The organism is Acinetobacter sp. SwsAc2 (assembly GCF_013391465.1).
Lineage (GTDB): Bacteria > Pseudomonadota > Gammaproteobacteria > Pseudomonadales > Moraxellaceae > Acinetobacter > Acinetobacter johnsonii.
Map to the genome: position 1 here is coordinate 15,022 of NZ_JACBEZ010000037.1, position 16,194 is coordinate 31,215.

General features: G+C 41.4%; 12 protein-coding genes and 1 pseudogene. 7 read left to right on the top strand and 6 right to left on the bottom strand.

The window, feature by feature from the left end:
* Position 1 precedes the first annotated feature (1 nt).
* Positions 2 to 730 carry an ABC transporter ATP-binding protein gene (locus tag HYI04_RS14090; protein ID WP_178896304.1) on the bottom strand — a complete coding sequence of 243 codons (729 nt, stop codon included), beginning with the start codon at positions 728 to 730 and terminating at the stop codon, positions 2 to 4.
* Positions 731 to 741: 11 nt separating this feature from the next.
* Here HYI04_RS14090 and HYI04_RS14095 point away from each other — a divergent pair, with 11 nt between their 5' ends.
* A complete protein-coding gene (locus HYI04_RS14095; protein ID WP_178896305.1) occupies positions 742 to 1,383 on the top strand; it encodes an arylesterase in 642 nt (213 codons plus the stop codon).
* 30 nt (positions 1,384 to 1,413) lie between these two features.
* On the opposite strand, the gene HYI04_RS14100 is transcribed toward HYI04_RS14095, so the two are convergent.
* Positions 1,414 to 2,028: a carbonic anhydrase gene (locus tag HYI04_RS14100; RefSeq protein ID WP_178896306.1), complete on the bottom strand. Its 615-nt coding sequence runs from the start codon at positions 2,026 to 2,028 to the stop codon at positions 1,414 to 1,416.
* 310 nt (positions 2,029 to 2,338) lie between these two features.
* Between HYI04_RS14100 and HYI04_RS14105 the strand changes: the two genes are divergently transcribed.
* Together HYI04_RS14105 and HYI04_RS14110 are read left to right on the top strand one after the other, a co-directional pair.
* Positions 2,339 to 3,370, top strand: a complete 1,032-nt coding sequence (locus tag HYI04_RS14105) for an alpha/beta fold hydrolase (RefSeq protein ID WP_178896307.1) — start codon at positions 2,339 to 2,341, stop codon at positions 3,368 to 3,370.
* A 15-nt stretch (positions 3,371 to 3,385) separates the two neighbouring features.
* Positions 3,386 to 4,387: a hypothetical protein gene (locus HYI04_RS14110; protein ID WP_178896308.1), complete on the top strand. Its 1,002-nt coding sequence runs from the start codon at positions 3,386 to 3,388 to the stop codon at positions 4,385 to 4,387.
* A 49-nt stretch (positions 4,388 to 4,436) separates the two neighbouring features.
* On the opposite strand, the gene HYI04_RS14115 is transcribed toward HYI04_RS14110, so the two are convergent.
* Both HYI04_RS14115 and nfuA read right to left on the bottom strand, forming a co-directional pair.
* Positions 4,437 to 6,497 (bottom strand): TonB-dependent receptor domain-containing protein, encoded by a 2,061-nt coding sequence (locus HYI04_RS14115; RefSeq protein WP_058952101.1) that lies wholly within the window; start codon positions 6,495 to 6,497, stop codon positions 4,437 to 4,439.
* 173 nt (positions 6,498 to 6,670) lie between these two features.
* Complete coding sequence (gene nfuA / locus HYI04_RS14120) at positions 6,671 to 7,309, bottom strand: Fe-S biogenesis protein NfuA (protein ID WP_004981041.1); 639 nt, start codon at positions 7,307 to 7,309, stop codon at positions 6,671 to 6,673.
* A 160-nt stretch (positions 7,310 to 7,469) separates the two neighbouring features.
* On the opposite strand from nfuA, the gene HYI04_RS14125 reads away from it, so the two are divergent.
* The 3 genes from HYI04_RS14125 (at position 7,470) to HYI04_RS14135 (ending at position 10,076) form a co-directional block, all read left to right on the top strand.
* Entirely contained in the window at positions 7,470 to 8,087 is a 618-nt protein-coding gene (locus HYI04_RS14125) for a rhomboid family intramembrane serine protease (RefSeq protein WP_058952102.1), read from the top strand.
* A gap of 129 nt (positions 8,088 to 8,216) precedes the next feature.
* Positions 8,217 to 8,384: a hypothetical protein gene (locus tag HYI04_RS14130; protein WP_094148780.1), complete on the top strand. Its 168-nt coding sequence runs from the start codon at positions 8,217 to 8,219 to the stop codon at positions 8,382 to 8,384.
* A 144-nt stretch (positions 8,385 to 8,528) separates the two neighbouring features.
* Positions 8,529 to 10,076, top strand: coding sequence for a hypothetical protein (locus tag HYI04_RS14135; RefSeq protein ID WP_058952103.1), 1,548 nt, complete (start codon positions 8,529 to 8,531; stop codon positions 10,074 to 10,076).
* Positions 10,077 to 10,163: 87 nt separating this feature from the next.
* On the opposite strand, the gene HYI04_RS14140 is transcribed toward HYI04_RS14135, so the two are convergent.
* The gene (locus tag HYI04_RS14140) at positions 10,164 to 11,783 is read right to left on the bottom strand and encodes an inorganic phosphate transporter (RefSeq protein ID WP_058952104.1); all 1,620 of its coding nucleotides are present in this window, start codon (positions 11,781 to 11,783) and stop codon (positions 10,164 to 10,166) included.
* Between the two features lie 426 nt (positions 11,784 to 12,209).
* Between HYI04_RS14140 and metH the strand changes: the two genes are divergently transcribed.
* Complete coding sequence (metH, locus tag HYI04_RS14145; RefSeq protein WP_094148779.1) at positions 12,210 to 15,896, top strand: methionine synthase; 3,687 nt, start codon at positions 12,210 to 12,212, stop codon at positions 15,894 to 15,896.
* Positions 15,897 to 16,105: 209 nt separating this feature from the next.
* Here metH and HYI04_RS14150 read toward each other — a convergent pair.
* Positions 16,106 to 16,194: pseudogene (locus HYI04_RS14150) on the bottom strand (IS5/IS1182 family transposase); the annotation flags it as partial.

The window sequence follows — 16,194 nt, forward strand, 5'->3', positions numbered from 1 at the left end:
TTTATCCTCCCGTTCGAGGATGTTCGATCAACTGTCCATCGAGTAATTCAAAATGGCGCTGGCACTGTTCTGCAAGCGTATGGTCATGCGTCACTAAAATCAGGGTCGTACCCAACTCACGGTTCAATTGAAACAATAATTGCTCAATTTCTCGCGCAGTTTGACTGTCTAAGTTTCCTGTTGGTTCATCGGCAAAGATAATTTTTGGCTCAGCAATCAATGCACGAGCAATTGCGACGCGCTGCTGCTCCCCACCCGAAAGTACCTTCGGTGTTTGGGTGGCTTGTCGCTCTAATCCAACCTTTTGCAACAAACTCAAAGCGCGTTGCTCCGCTTCAGCGAAGTTAAATGATGCATGAAGCCGTAACGGGAGCATCACATTTTCAACCGCAGTCAGGTGTGGCAGCAGTTGAAAGGATTGAAACACAAATCCAATATGCTTTAAACGCACCTGCGCACGCTGTTCTTCATTGAGCTTGGAAATACTTTCACCACAAACGATGAGCTCACCACCGCTGGCCTGATCTAAAGTCGCCAAAATACCCAGTAAGGTAGATTTTCCAGAACCTGAACGTCCTGTAATTGCGACTTGTTCACCTGCTAATATGCTCAGACTCAAATCTGAGAAAATGGTCAGTTCTTTTTGCGGAAGTTTAATCTTTTGTGTCAGTTGCTGGGCAGAAATAATCACTTGTGGCATGATGCTTACATCACTATGAAATTGGGTCATAACATCCCTATATGCAAATATTTGTGCAAAATCGCAAATTTAAAAAACGTATCAGTTCATACTTGGTTTTGCTTGCACTGTGCCTAAGCCCCACTTGGGTTTTTGCAAAAACCGTGATGGTTTTAGGAGATAGCATTAGTGCAGGTTATGGCATAGAACCACAGCAAGCATGGGTAAATTTACTGCAAAAACGGTTAGACCAACAGTATCCGAAACAACACAAAGTGGTCAATGCCAGTGTGAGTGGTGAAACCACCAGTGGAGCTTTGGCTCGTTTACCCAAACTGTTGCAAACGCATAAGCCAAATGTGGTGGTGATTGAGCTTGGAGGGAATGATGGACTCCGTGGTCAACCCCCTCAGATGATTCAAAAAAATTTAGCGCAACTGATTCAACAGAGTCAAAAAGCCAATGCCACTGTGGTTGTTTTGGGAATGAAAATACCGCCAAACTATGGCACAGCCTATAGCAAGGCATTTGAAAATAATTACAAAATGGTCAGTCAACAATACAAAGTTAAATTACTGCCCTTCTTCTTGGAAGGTGTAGCAGGAAATAAAAGCCTGATGCAAAAAGACTTGGTCCATCCAAATGGCAAAGCACAGCCTATTTTATTAAATTTAGCTTATCCCTATATAAAAGGCGCTTTATAAAGCGCCTTTTATTCTGATCATATTCGCTGATCAGAAGTCAAAAAAAACCACTTCACCACTTTCAAGTGAGTACTCAGCGCCAACCACTTGTAACTTGCCTTTGGCAATCAAACTCTCAAGCACAGCTGAACCATGACTTAACTGATTTACAGAAGCAAATACATTTGAACGAACCGCATGTTTAGACAGTTTGCATAAGTCATGTTTCAGTTCGGTTTGCATCAAGGTTTCAACCGAAGGACGGACACGGTTTACAATCGACATCAGGTTTGCAGACGGTGGGCTATCTGGGTTCATCAGGGTGTCAATAGTGGCTTGAATCGCACCACAGTGGCTATGACCAAGTACCACAACGACCGCACAGTCATAACGCTCAGCCGCAAATTCAACACTGCCAACTTGCGAAGGTGCAACCACATTTCCTGCAACACGAATAACAAACAGATCACCCAAACCTTGGTCAAAGACCATTTCTGCAGGCACACGAGAATCGGAACATCCGAGTACAATGGCAAATGGATTTTGGTCTTCCGCCATCTCTGCTCGTGCTTGGTGAGACAATTGCTTATGGTGGGTTGTCTCACCCGCTACAAAACGTTGGTTACCTTGTTTTAGACGGCTTAAAGCTTCTTGAGCTGTTAGCATTCCCTTTCCCACCCGATTGTTATTAAGTTGGACTAGTTTAATCCCAGCGAAATTGATTGTCACTAGCAAAAAACATAGCGTCTTATTTTTTTGCTTAATTTTAAATTTGCATTTTATCTCAATCGGATTGTTATGTAGTTCACACTTTATCCAAATGCAGTATATCCTTTCAAATAAATAATTAATGACATTTGCATGAAAGCTATTAGAATCAAACAGACCTGTAAATAAACATAAAAACTATTCAAAATCAGAGCATTTTTATCTTATTCGGTCAGTTTTTTCATTCATCTCCGTTTAAGGATGAACCATGATGATGCGCTCAAAATCCATCTTGAAACCAAGTCTAAAAGCAGGTCTATTCGCCTTAGCTTTGTCATTTTCTTTCGCCAGCCATGCGGTCGAAAATACCATCATCAAAGACAAACTCAGTTTACAAAGCTACCTTCTACAAGAACGTGTCACCGCTGGCTTAAAAACCAAAACGCTTAAAGTGGATGATATCGTTTGGAGTTATAACGAAGGCGGTGCAGTTGATAAACCGACGATTTTGCTGATTCATGGTTTTGCTGGAAATCGAGACAATTGGAACCGTGTAGCACAATTTCTAACGCCGTATTACCACGTGGTTATCCCTGACCTTCCGACTAATGGCGACACCAAAGTCCCTGATGATTTTGATCTCTCTATGCCAAATGTCACAGAGCGACTCCGTCGTTTTGTTGAAGCCATTCATATACAAGATAAGCTGAATGTTGCAGGACATTCTATCGGTGGTTCTATTGCAACCCTATATGCCGCGCAATACCCTTTTGACACACAAAGTTTGTTTTTATTGAACAGTGCAGGCATTTATAAAAACGCCAACACCAACTATGCCAAAGACCCGCAATATTTAAAGCACTTGATTGTGAGCAAGCCGGGCGATTTGGATGATGTAATGCAACGTGTCATGCAAACCCCAATAAAAATGCCCTATTATTTAAAACGCGCCCAAGAAAAACAGTTAATTACTCAGGCTGAAAAAAACAGTAAAGTGATTGATCAATTGGTGACCTTGAACCGAATTTATACCACTGACTCCTTTGCTCGAGTGACCCGAAATATTGAAGCACCCACCCTCATTTTGTGGGGTAAGCAGGACAAAATTATTAATGTCGAAGTGGCGAATGAGCTCAAATCTTTATTGAAACGTGCTGAAGCTCCTGTCATCCTTAACAATGTTGGTCATATGCCACTTTTGGAGGCAGAACAGGCCGTTGCACAGCACTACCTGCCTTTTCTTGCAAAAACACAAAAGTTAAAAAATCCATTGGCTGATAAACTGATTCCACTAAATTAATTTTGTTGAGTACGTATGCAGAAACACCCGATGATTGAGCAGCTCATTGAAGCTCATCTTAATTTTTTAGATCATGAGTTTTCGCAAGCAAGTATCGTACAAAATGAATTCACCCTCTTTTATCAATGGTTTAGAAAACAAACTTTACAGCAACTGTGGAGCTTTGAAGACATCAATGCGCTTTTGCAAAAACAAATCCTAGCCACACCTGCAACCGATCATCTAATCTCACAAATTGCTGAGCACATCAAGTTTGTTTTAATACATCCCATCAATGAATCAACCAAAATTGCCGATGTGATTCCTGTACTTACCATCGACAAAATTGCGCAGTATGTCGCGAGTAAAAGTGGGCATCGTCAGCGCCTGATTAAAACTGTAGTAAATAACCCAGCTTTTTCAGCCATGATTACCCAGCTGATTCAACACTCGATTCAAGACTATTTGAACAACTCAGTGATGACTAAACGTGTGCCAGGTGTTTCTAGTTTTATGAAAATGGGCAAGTCCGTACTGGAAACCGTCACAGACTCAAACCTAAATGACACTATTGGGCATTATTTACAAAAGAACATCTTAAAACTCAGTCAAATGAGTGAACAAGTGTTAAATCAAAACTTTAATGATGAAAAGCTATATCATTTTCAAGCCAACCTCTGGCACAAAATCAAAGATATGCCTTTATCAGTTTTGAAAAATTATATTGAAGTACAGGACTTGCCTCAAACTGTCACTATGGGGCACGAAATTTGGGAGCATATGCGTCAAACAGACTATCTGCAGCAACAGGTGTATGATGGTGTTTACGCTTGGTACATTCGCAACCAAGAACGGCCTTTTGATTTACTACTACGCGACTTAAATATCGACGAAGCCTTAGTCCAAAATCAACTTCAAGATTTGTTGAACCCTATTATTCAAGAACTCATTCGTTCTGATTACTTACGTGATCGATCGCGCTATTATTTAGAACAGTTTTATTATTCTGACCAAGCACAGAGTATTTTAATCCCCTAAATAAAAAGACCCGTTGAAGAAACGGGTCTCTAATTCTAATTTCTATGTATTAGAAATTAGCAACAAAACTTACACCATAGCGACGACCATCTAAAGTTTGCTCACCATCAGCATTCTCTGCAGTTTCATCTAACACATTATAAACACCAAATTTACCTTTCAAGTTTGGTGCAAATTTATAGTTAAAACCAACATCGAGGAAGTTATATCCAGGAATTGGGTCAGACATACTTGAGCGACCTAAATACGGTGTAGTTTCTCCGCGCACATGTAATCGGCTCCAAATATTCAAAGCATCGGTTAAGTCATGATCTACTGTTACATTAAATACATGTTCAGGCATGCCATTTAAAGGCTGCCCTTTAAATTGACCTGATTTAATTTCTGTATCTGTGAACGTATAATTTGCAGTTAAGGTTGTATATTCAGCTAATTTGGCATCAAATGTCACCTCTACACCACGTAACTCAGCTTTACCAATGTTTTCACGTGTGCTGATAAATGCAAATGGAATACCGTTTTCAGAACATTTCCACGTTGAAACATCATTACGGTTGTAGTCAGCATTACCCGTTGAATCACATTCACGAATTTCTTCAATTCGATCTTTAAACTGAGTTACATAACCTGTAATAGAGGTATTAACGTGATCATTGTTCCAGTAAAAACCTAACTCTGAAGTAACAGTTGATTCTGGTTCTAGGTCTGGATTTGCTTTAATAATTCCTCGACCCGTTGTTGTTGGAGAACCACTTCCTCCTGTCACACTATAGAAGCCGTCCGTCACAGAACGAATATCTGGTTGTTTATAACCTGTAGAAACCCCACCCTTCACGGTAAATTGGTCAGTAAAGTTATAAACACCATAAATTCGCGGAGAAATATTTCCTTGATATAGTTCATCATGGTCATAACGGGCCCCAAGCGTTAAATTAAAACGATCGGTTAAACTCCATGTGTCTTCTAAGAATGCAGCAGCTGACCAGCGTGTCAATTCATCAAACTCTGGAACCAACGGATTTCGGTTTGTTGCTCGATCTAACAAACTTTCATCTTTATAATACCCACCAAAAGCCAGTGTATGATTACCTAACAACCAATTCCACTGTGTATTTGCAGTCCATGTTTCTAAATCAATTCCCTTCGTTCCCACGAACGTATTTTCACGATCTGGGTTTTTAGAATTTTCATATTGAATATAAGATTTACTATCCAAATTATCGGTATATCGCCCATTATGCGTTAAGGCATAAACACTACGTATATTTCGACTTGCAGAGTCAGTACCTGTTGCTGCAACCGTTTTACCTGCCGTAGCCTCAGACTCTTGTGTGAAGAAATTTGCCTCTACAGCTAAGTCGTGTTGATCATTAAGCACATAAGTTAAACGTGAATTTAAACTTTCCGTTGTATGGCCTGTAAAACCACCTAAATAAGAGTCTTCTTTTCTCTCTAAATGATTTAGACCTAACTGCAAGCCAACTTTATCTTGAATAATCGGCCCTGCTAAATAAACAGAACCATTACGAATGTCTCCAGAATTATTTTTATCTTGAATAGTTGTGCCTAACTCAACATTCCCAGTCCAAACATCCGTCACTTTTTTAGTAATAATATTAATCACGCCACCCATAGCATCAGAACCATACAATGTAGATGCTGGACCACGGATAATTTCAATTCGCTCAATGGATGCAACTGGAGGAAGAATATTTTTCTCCATACCGTAGTCATCGCCATTTGGGTTAACGTCTTTAGAATATTGACGCTTTCCATCGACTAAGAACAAGGTGTAATTCGAAGACATTCCTCGAATACTAACTGTTTGACTTGCATTTTCACCCGTAATAACAACACCCGGAACACTTCTCAAAACATCTGTAATATCGTTATATTCACGTTTATCTAATTCTTCACGGCTAATCACAGTAATTGATGCTGGTGCTTTTGAAACATCCTGCTCATAACCCGTTGCCGATACAACAATCGTCTGTAATTGTGTTGCTTCTTTCTCATTTGTGGTTTCCACAACGTCATTTGCCATCGCAAATGAACTCATTGCCCCTACAACAGCCAAAGCTAAAGTTGATCTCGTCAGATTTTTACCCATAACGCATACACCTAAATACAAAAAAGGAGAGATTGTGTAAATTTCATAGGGCATTTTAACAAACGATAAACATATTGCAATAAATATTGATAATTATTCTCAATTACATTTTAGCTTTAGATAAAATATAACCCCCTAATTTAAGGAGGTTATTTGGTAAAGTCGATTCAAATTTATTTGAAGTACGCGCCTTCAGCCTGCGTATGATCCGTCTGGTCAATAACACGACGTAACTCAGGAATGTGTTGTTGCAGAGTCGTTTCAACACCCTGTTTCAACGTGACATCAATTGCTGAACAGCCTTGGCAACCACCACCGAATTTCAGTACAGCCGTTAAACCATGTTCTTCATCTTCAACAACTTCAACCAATGCACAGTTACCACCATGCCCTGCTAGGCCTGGGTTAATTTCAGACTGAAGAATATATGTAATACGCTCTTCAATCGATGCATCAGGTCCTACGCGTGGTACTTTCGAGTTTGGTGCACGGAATGTCAACTGCCCACCAAAACGGTCTTTATTGTAATCAATCACCGCATCTAATAAATATGGAATAGACGGTGTGTCGATATACGCAGGAAAGTCTGGATAATCTTGACGGTAATCGGTTGGGATCACTTCTTCAGGCGCACTATATGCCATACAACATTCAGCACGTGGTGTACCCGGATTTTCAACAAATACACGTACAGCAATGCCCGGTGTATTTTGTTTTTCTAATAAATCACGTAAATACTCTTGTGCAGTCGGAGTAATCAATAAGTTTGGAATTTCCTCTGCAACTGCAGTGCTGCTATTCTCAGTCGACATAACAATCATTTCCTCAAGCTGAAGTTGCTATTTTAACTGAAGATGCGGGGTAATTAAAAAAAATCAACCAAAATTGTCGGATTTATTGTGAAAGTTCATCTTTTCGCTCAATTTAATGGCATTATGACCACAAGATAGTTATATGTAGAACATCTCAGAAATGTTGGATTTACCTTTTAATCATACAGTTACGATCATTATTATTACTGTCATAATTTCTATGGTGGCATTTTCAAATCAGAACGTGATGAACCGTCTGATTTTCTGGCCTCCTGCGATGCAACGTGGGCAATACGATCGTTTTATTACACATGGCTTTATTCATGCCGATGGTATGCATCTCCTGTTCAATATGTTCACCCTATTTTTCTTTGGTAGCATTATTGAAAGTTTTTACCGCCAATACTTCTATGAGTTAGGTTTTATTTTGTTTTATCTGGGTGGCTTAATTTTTGCCATTTTACCAAGTTATTTAAAACATAAGAATGATGTGCGCTGGGCGAGCCTTGGTGCTTCTGGTGCGGTCTCTGCGGTCTTGTTCGCTTATGTGTTGTTTGAACCTTGGAAGCTCATTTTTGTGTTTTTTATTCCAGTACCTGCGATTATTTTTGCAGTGTTGTACGTGGCATATAGCATCTGGTCAGGTAAAAAAGGCAACTCCAACATCAATCATAGCGCCCATCTTTGGGGAGCTGCTTATGGGGTCATCATGACCCTAGTTTTAGAGCCGCGTCTTATTCCACACTTTCTGAGCAAATTAACCCAGTTACCTATTTAAAGCCGAACCCCTAGATTGCAAATGGATTGCATCCATACGCATATAGGCTTAGTAACATTTTTTCACAGCAACGGGTGGTCCTGATTTTTACAATAAACATCAGGACAACTATAAACCAAGGAAATTGCTATGAAAATAATGTCTATATTTGCAGCCTTGATGATCAGCCTCAGTTTTACAGCCTGTGCGGTAAATACCCCTGAAGGGAGTATCATCGTCGATCCTGATCGTTCTTATTATCCTCATGGCCAAGGCGATTTCTGTCCACCCGGACAGGCCAAAAAAGGTCGCTGCTAAACTCAAAAGCCTTCTGTTCAGAAGGCTTTTTTATTACATATATTTTTACATAAATTTGGCATGAAATGCCAAGCAGGAATTTGATTTGGCATAGATAATGTTTACAACTGTATATAAATAGCAAATGCCAGTGAGATTTCTTGCATGTCCAATCCCTTAGATGGTCTTCAATTTCCAATTTACTCGAAAACACAAAAAGTTAGTACCTCACGTACAGGGAAAGAGATTATTGCAGAGGCCTTAGCCAATGTTGATCCCCAAAGCTCTGTTACTGCACTTACAGAAAAGAACTGGCGTAAACAATATCCACGCTATTTTAAATCCTTAGTTGAATTTGGGATTCGTAATCAAATTGCACCGATTCAAATGGCACAAGATGGGCTCAACAAAGCACATAATGTGTTTGAGTTTTATCGAGATGGGCAAAAGCATCTCCTCAAAGATGTAATGTCACTTGAAAGCGCACCACTGCATACTATTAAACTCAAAGGTGAAAATGATGCTGCGCCTGAGTGGTCAGTGCCTTATAAAGGCCAACAACTCAGTGGCGATGCCTTACTCGCACAAATCCAAACATGGTTAGATGCTGGGGTGATTGAACCCAGTCACGCTGAAGCACTGATTGCCTGTGTGGAACATCCTGAATGGTTTGATTTATCTGATCGCACGATGGTTTTGTTCGGTGCAGCATCTGAAGCTGGCCCGCTCACATGGTTAGCCCAATGGAAAGCCAATATTGTGGCGGTTGATTTACCCAATAGTCGTGTATGGGGCAAAATTTTAGACACCATTCAACACGGCAATGCCACGCTATATGCCCCATCGGTTGAAGCGCTGAGTGCAGAAACACCTGTCGCTGTTTTAAAAGAAAAACTCGGTGCAAACCTACTGACACAAGTACCTGAAATTGCACAATGGTTGGTACAAAACCCACATCAGTTAGATTTGGCCGCGATTGCGTATTTGGATGGTGAAAAGCATGTCCGCGTTTCCGTTGCGATGGATGCAATTATGCAACATGTCAGCGCGCACAAAGTAGATACCAGCTTGATGTATATGTGTACACCTACCGATGTCTATGCCGTACCTGAAGAAGTCATTACAGCATCTGAGCAAAAGTTCAGTGGTCGTTCTAAAACGCAACAGATGATCAGTAAAAGTATTTCAACCCTCAGTGGACAACTGTTCTTCAAGAAAAACCTACATGACCTCGTCGAGTCGGATAATAACAAGTCTTACGGCATCACCGACTGTTTAGTGATTGAGCAAGGGCCAAACTATGCATTGGCTAAACGGATTCAACAGTGGCGTGCAACGCTTGCTCGCTCGGAAGGTCAGCGCGTCAGCATCAATATTGCACCATCAACCACCACGCATTCTGTCACCAAAAATCCACTGCTCAAAGCCGCATTTAATGGGGCGAGCTTGTTTGATGTTGAAGCCTTTAAGCCTGAAACAACCAATGCCATCATGGCGGCTTTATGGATCCATGATCTCCGTAATCCTAAGTCTGTAGCTAACCCAGAGGTCAAACTTGAACATCCTTTAGAACTGATGATGCACGGCGCCAATCACGGTGGCTTATGGCGTGTAGCTTATTTAGCACGTACTGCACTGCCCTTTGCAGCACTTTATGGCTTTGCCGCAGATAAACTACCTTTAGACAAAGTCTGGGCGAAGTTCAAAAAGTAAAATATGAACAGCATCGTTCATAAAATACAGAGCTAAAAAACGCTACCTTAGGTAGCGTTTTTTTATCATTGGTTTTTACGCATCAAATTAAACGAACTGTAGGAACAACCAGAACAAACCACCTGATAAACAGATCGTGGCTGGTAAGGTAAAGATCCAAGCCGAAAGAATGGTTCTCACTGTTGCAAAATTCAGACCTGACTTATTCGCCACCATGGTCCCTGCTACCGCAGAGTTCAATACGTGTGTGGTCGATACTGGCATACCAAAGCCATCCGCAGCTGCAATCGTAGTCATAGCCACTAACTCGGCTGACATACCTTGACCATAAGTCATATGGTTCTTACCAATACGCTCCCCCACAGTCACGACAATACGCTTCCAACCGACCATCGTACCTAGACCTAAAGCCAATGCCACAGCCACTTTCACCCACGTTGGGATGTACTGTAAGAATGAATCTAAGTTACTACGATATTCTTTTACTGTCTTTTTGCCCTCTTCCGACATCGCTGGCAATTGATTCGCTTTATCCAAACGTTTGAACGCTGTCGTGCTTAAGTACATGTCATTACGTAGTGCAGAAACTTCAGCTTCAGGAATATCTTTAAGATCTCCATAATGGCCAACACGCTCACCCAAATGATCTGTCAAACTGGCTAAAGCAGGTACGACTTCTGGGGTCATTTCTTTGGTTTGAATATATTGCGTGATCACCGTACGGGCTTTTTCATCTGCAATATCGTTATGATTCGGATAAATCACAGCCGCAGTTTGATCTGAAAGTTGAGCAAATGACTGAATGTGCTGTGAATCTAAATTCTTATTTAAAGAATAAGCCAAAGGCACAATACCAATCAAAATCAGCATGATTAGACCCATACCTTTTTGACCGTCATTTGAACCGTGAGCAAAACTTACACCTGTGCAAGTAAAAATCAAAATGGCACGAATCAGTGGAGGTGGTGGTTTGTTGCCTTCAGGTGGTTGGAACAGTTCCAGTTGTTTCTTAAAGATTTTTTTCACCAATAAGAACAACACTGCTGCAAAAGCAAAACCGATCATGGGTGAAAACAGTAAAGCTTTACCGACTTTAATCACCTGATCCATATCGACACCCGAAGCACCACTGCCTGAATGCATCAAGTAGTTCATGATGCCCACACCTAAGATCGAACCGATCAAAGTATGTGAACTTGATGCTGGAATACCCAAGAACCATGTGCCCAAGTTCCACAAAATCGCAGCAATCAACATGGCAAACACCATGGCAAAACCTGCGCCTGAGCTGACATTCATAATCAACTCAACGGGCAGCAGCGCAATAATACCGTAAGCCACTGCACCACTTGCGACCATAACCCCAAGAAAGTTACAGAAACCTGCCCACATCACCGCAACAGGTGCAGACAGTGCATTTGTATAAATGACCGTTGCAACCGCATTGGCAGTGTCGTGGAAGCCATTTACAAACTCAAAACCCAAAGCAATGAACAACGCCGTCGCTAAAAGAATTAAAGAGTAAAGATTCAGTGCAGGAACATGCGATAAGTCAGCAGAAAGCTGAAAGCCAATATAAATTAGCGTTGAAATAATGACCGTTAAAAACACCGGCATAAAAAATTTCGGTGTAGGTACGTGCACATTCGTCGACTTGACCTGTGTCACGTGCACCTGATCTTGGACGGGAGGAATATTAGAATTCATGCAGACGGCTAAAGAGGATATCAATATCCCCTATTGTTCAATTTAATTGTGACAATTATATGACAAATGCGTGTCACATGAAGCCAATTTTTTCATAATTGGCTTATTTTAGATCAGCAGTAAATCGCTTATAAGCCTTGAACGCACTGTGCTGGCTCAAAATTTAACTTTTCGGTGCGGATTACGCTGAATTATTTTCTTACATTTGGCTGTGCTGTCTGTAACAATCTGCTCCAATCAATATTTTTCATCTCTATTTCTTCTGATCTATTAACATAGCGGGTCTATATTTCACTTTCGTGAAAACTAAAGCTAAATCAGCCTTTTTTATTTGCCATATAGCCAATACCACTTGAATTAGGCATCAATCAACCTGCTTTTCTGCTAAAATATTGCACGTTTTGAAAACCTGTTTGTGAGTTTTGAATGTCTACACTTGCCACCTTAAAAGCACTTCTTGCCGAGCGCATCCTTATTATCGATGGTGCGATGGGTACCATGATTCAGCGTCACAAGCTCGAAGAAGAAGATTATCGTGGTGAACGCTTTGTAGATTGGGCTTCTGACCTCAAAGGTAACAATGACCTGTTGGTATTGACTCAACCGCAAATTATTCAAGGCATTCATGAAGCGTACCTCGATGCTGGTGCAGACATTATTGAAACCAACAGCTTTAACGGCACACGTGTTTCAATGTCGGATTACCACATGGAAGATCTTGTTCCCGAGATTAACCGCGAAGCGGCACGCTTAGCCAAAGCCGCTTGTGAAAAATATTCAACCCCTGACAAACCACGTTTTGTGGCAGGTGTATTGGGGCCCACATCACGTACCTGTTCGATTTCACCGAATGTAAATGACCCTGCGTTCCGCAACATTACTTTTGATGAACTCAAAGAAAACTACATCGAAGCGACGCATGCCTTGATTGAAGGTGGTGCAGACATCATCTTGATCGAAACCGTGTTCGATACCTTAAACTGTAAAGCTGCGATCTTTGCAGTAAAAGAAGTGTTCAAACAAATTGGTCGTGAACTTCCACTCATGATCTCAGGCACCATTACCGATGCATCTGGTCGTACCTTAACAGGTCAAACCGCAGAAGCGTTCTGGAACTCGGTTCGTCATGGTGACTTACTCTCAATTGGTTTTAACTGCGCCCTAGGTGCAGATGCCATGCGTCCACACGTGAAAACCATTGCTGATGTAGCCGATACTTTTGTTTCAGCGCATCCAAATGCAGGCTTGCCAAATGCTTTTGGTGAATATGACGAAACCCCTGAACAAACCGCAGCCTTCATTAAAGAATTTGCAGAAAGTGGTTTGATCAATATTACCGGTGGTTGCTGTGGTACAACGCCTGATCATATCCGTGCAATTTACAATGCAGTGAAAGACATTCAGCCACGTCAGGTGCCAGAAACCAAACCTGCCTGCCGTTTAAGTGGTTTAGAACCGTTTAACATTTATGATGATTCGCTATTCGTGAACGTCGGTGAACGTACCAACGTCACAGGCTCAAAAAAATTCCTACGTCTCATCCGTGAAGAAAAGTTTGCTGAAGCTTTAGAAGTTGCACAACAACAAGTTGAAGCTGGTGCACAAATCATCGACATTAACATGGATGAAGGGATGCTCGATTCGCAAAATGCGATGGTGCATTTCCTGAATCTGGTTGCATCTGAGCCTGATATTTCTCGTGTGCCAATCATGATTGACTCATCAAAATGGGAAATCATTGAAGCTGGTTTGAAATGCGTACAAGGTAAGCCAGTCGTCAACTCGATTTCCTTAAAAGAAGGTTATGACGAGTTTGTCGAAAAAGCGCGTTTATGCCGACAGTACGGTGCTGCGATAATTGTTATGGCCTTTGATGAAACAGGACAAGCTGATACTGCTGAACGCAAGCGTGAAATCTGTAAACGTTCTTATGATGTTTTAGTCAATGATGTTGGCTTCCCTGCCGAAGATATTATTTTTGACCCGAACGTGTTTGCAGTTGCAACAGGGATTGAAGAACATAATAACTATGGCGTCGACTTTATTGAAGCCACAGGTTGGATCAAGCAAAACCTACCGCATGCTATGATCTCAGGTGGTGTCTCTAACGTCTCCTTCTCCTTCCGTGGTAATGAACCTGTACGTGAAGCGATTCACTCTGTGTTCCTTTACTATGCCATCAAACAAGGCATGACCATGGGGATCGTCAACGCGGGTCAAATGGCGATTTATGACGATATTCCAAAAGAACTGAAAGATGCTGTTGAAGATGTTGTTCTGAATCAAAACCAAGGTGAATCAGGTCAAAACGCCACAGAAAAATTGCTTGAAGTGGCAGAAAAATTCCGTGGTCATAGTGGCGCGCAGCGTGAAGCTGAAAACCTTGAATGGCGCAATGAATCCGTTGAAAAACGTCTCGAATATGCGTTGGTAAAAGGCATCACTACCTATATCGACGAAGATACCGAAGAAGCCCGCCTCAAAGCTAAACGTCCACTGGATGTGATTGAAGGTGCTTTGATGGATGGCATGAACGTGGTCGGTGATCTGTTCGGTTCGGGTAAAATGTTCCTACCACAAGTGGTGAAATCTGCACGTGTGATGAAACAAGCTGTGGCTTGGTTGAACCCGTACATCGAAGCCGAAAAAGGCAATGCACAATCCAAAGGTCGTGTGTTAATGGCAACCGTAAAAGGTGACGTACATGATATTGGTAAGAATATCGTGGGCGTGGTCTTGGGTTGTAATGGTTATGACATCGTTGACCTCGGCGTCATGGTTCCTGCGGAAAAAATCCTGCAAACCGCGATTGATGAAAAATGTGACATCATCGGTTTGTCTGGTTTGATCACGCCATCTTTAGATGAAATGGTGTTTGTGGCCAAAGAAATGCAACGTAAGGGCTTCAAAATTCCATTGTTGATTGGTGGTGCAACGACCTCTAAAGCACATACCGCCGTTAAAATTGACCCGCAATATTCCAATGATGCGGTGATTTATGTGGCTGATGCTTCACGTGCTGTTGGTGTGGCAACCACCCTGCTGTCTAAAGAAATGCGTGGCAACTTTATTGCCGAGCATCGTGCTGAATATGCCAAAATTCGTGAGCGTTTAGCCAACAAGCAACCGAAAGCAGCGAAGCTTGGCTATGCAGAATCTGTTGAAAATGGCTTTAAGATTGATGACAACTATGTGCCACCAAAGCCAAATGCTTTGGGTACGCAAGTCATCACCAACTATCCATTGGCAACATTGGTTGAATATTTTGACTGGACCCCATTCTTTATTTCTTGGAGCTTGGCGGGTAAATTCCCGAAAATCCTAGAAGATGAAGTAGTCGGTGAAGCTGCAACGGATTTATATAACCAAGCGCAAGCCATGCTCAAAGATGTGATCGAGAATAATCGTTTCGATGCCCGTGCTGTATTTGGTCTATATCCTGCTCAACGCACAGGTGCAGATACAGTCAGCGTGTTTGATGAAACAGCGCAGAATGTCACGCATACTTTTGAACACTTGCGTCAGCAGTCTGACAAAGTTACAGGCAAGCCGAATTTATCTTTAGCCGACTTTATTAGCACCTCGAAGGACAATACCGATTATCTTGGTGGTTTCACGGTATCAATCTTTGGCGCAGAGGAATTGGCGAATGAATACAAAGCCAAAGGTGATGATTATTCTGCAATCTTAGTTCAGTCTTTAGCGGATCGTTTTGCTGAAGCTTTTGCAGAGTACTTACACGAGCGTATTCGTAAAGAGTTCTGGGGCTATAAAGCCGATGAAACCTTGAGTAATGAAGAGCTGATTAAAGAGAAGTATGTCGGTATTCGTCCTGCACCAGGTTACCCTGCTTGCCCAGAGCATTCGGAGAAAGCAGTGTTATTTGATTGGTTAGGTTCAGAAGCGAAGATTGGTACAAAATTGACTGAACACTTTGCGATGATGCCACCTTCTTCTGTGAGTGGTTTCTATTATTCACACCCTGAAAGTGAATACTTTAACGTGGGCAAGATTTCTCAAGATCAGCTTGAGGATTATGCAAAGCGTAAAGGTTGGACACTGGATGTAGCGAAGCGTTGGTTAGCGCCGAATTTAGATGATTCGATTATTTAATTTAGAGTTCTTATAATCTCCCTTACGAAGCAATGCTTCTCACCTTCTTTAAAAAAGAGGGGGATGTCATGTGATTCAATTTGTTACGTGACAGCTCCTCCCTTTTCAAAGGGAGGTTGGGAGGGATTAACATATTGAATAAAAAAATAAAATCTATAATATCAAATAAATAATTAGGGTCTGTTGACATTTACTGTTCATAATTAACCCTATAAAGGTAGCCATAAAAATATACAGGCTAAAGCAACAGAACTTTGATAATTTCTTTTGAGCTTGTCATATCGAGTAGCTATTCCTC

What these genes read in the sequence shown, in the direction of transcription:
- HYI04_RS14090 (WP_178896304.1), bottom strand. Translation starts at nt 730, where the DNA reads ATGACCCAATTTCATAGTGATGTAAGCATCATGCCACAAGTGATTATT.
- HYI04_RS14095 (WP_178896305.1), top strand. Translation starts at nt 742, where the DNA reads ATGCAAATATTTGTGCAAAATCGCAAATTTAAAAAACGTATCAGTTCA.
- HYI04_RS14100 (WP_178896306.1), bottom strand. Translation starts at nt 2,028, where the DNA reads ATGCTAACAGCTCAAGAAGCTTTAAGCCGTCTAAAACAAGGTAACCAA.
- HYI04_RS14105 (WP_178896307.1), top strand. Translation starts at nt 2,339, where the DNA reads ATGATGATGCGCTCAAAATCCATCTTGAAACCAAGTCTAAAAGCAGGT.
- HYI04_RS14110 (WP_178896308.1), top strand. Translation starts at nt 3,386, where the DNA reads ATGCAGAAACACCCGATGATTGAGCAGCTCATTGAAGCTCATCTTAAT.
- HYI04_RS14115 (WP_058952101.1), bottom strand. Translation starts at nt 6,497, where the DNA reads ATGGGTAAAAATCTGACGAGATCAACTTTAGCTTTGGCTGTTGTAGGG.
- nfuA (WP_004981041.1), bottom strand. Translation starts at nt 7,309, where the DNA reads ATGTCGACTGAGAATAGCAGCACTGCAGTTGCAGAGGAAATTCCAAAC.
- HYI04_RS14125 (WP_058952102.1), top strand. Translation starts at nt 7,470, where the DNA reads ATGTTGGATTTACCTTTTAATCATACAGTTACGATCATTATTATTACT.
- HYI04_RS14130 (WP_094148780.1), top strand. Translation starts at nt 8,217, where the DNA reads ATGAAAATAATGTCTATATTTGCAGCCTTGATGATCAGCCTCAGTTTT.
- HYI04_RS14135 (WP_058952103.1), top strand. Translation starts at nt 8,529, where the DNA reads ATGTCCAATCCCTTAGATGGTCTTCAATTTCCAATTTACTCGAAAACA.
- HYI04_RS14140 (WP_058952104.1), bottom strand. Translation starts at nt 11,783, where the DNA reads ATGAATTCTAATATTCCTCCCGTCCAAGATCAGGTGCACGTGACACAG.
- metH (WP_094148779.1), top strand. Translation starts at nt 12,210, where the DNA reads ATGTCTACACTTGCCACCTTAAAAGCACTTCTTGCCGAGCGCATCCTT.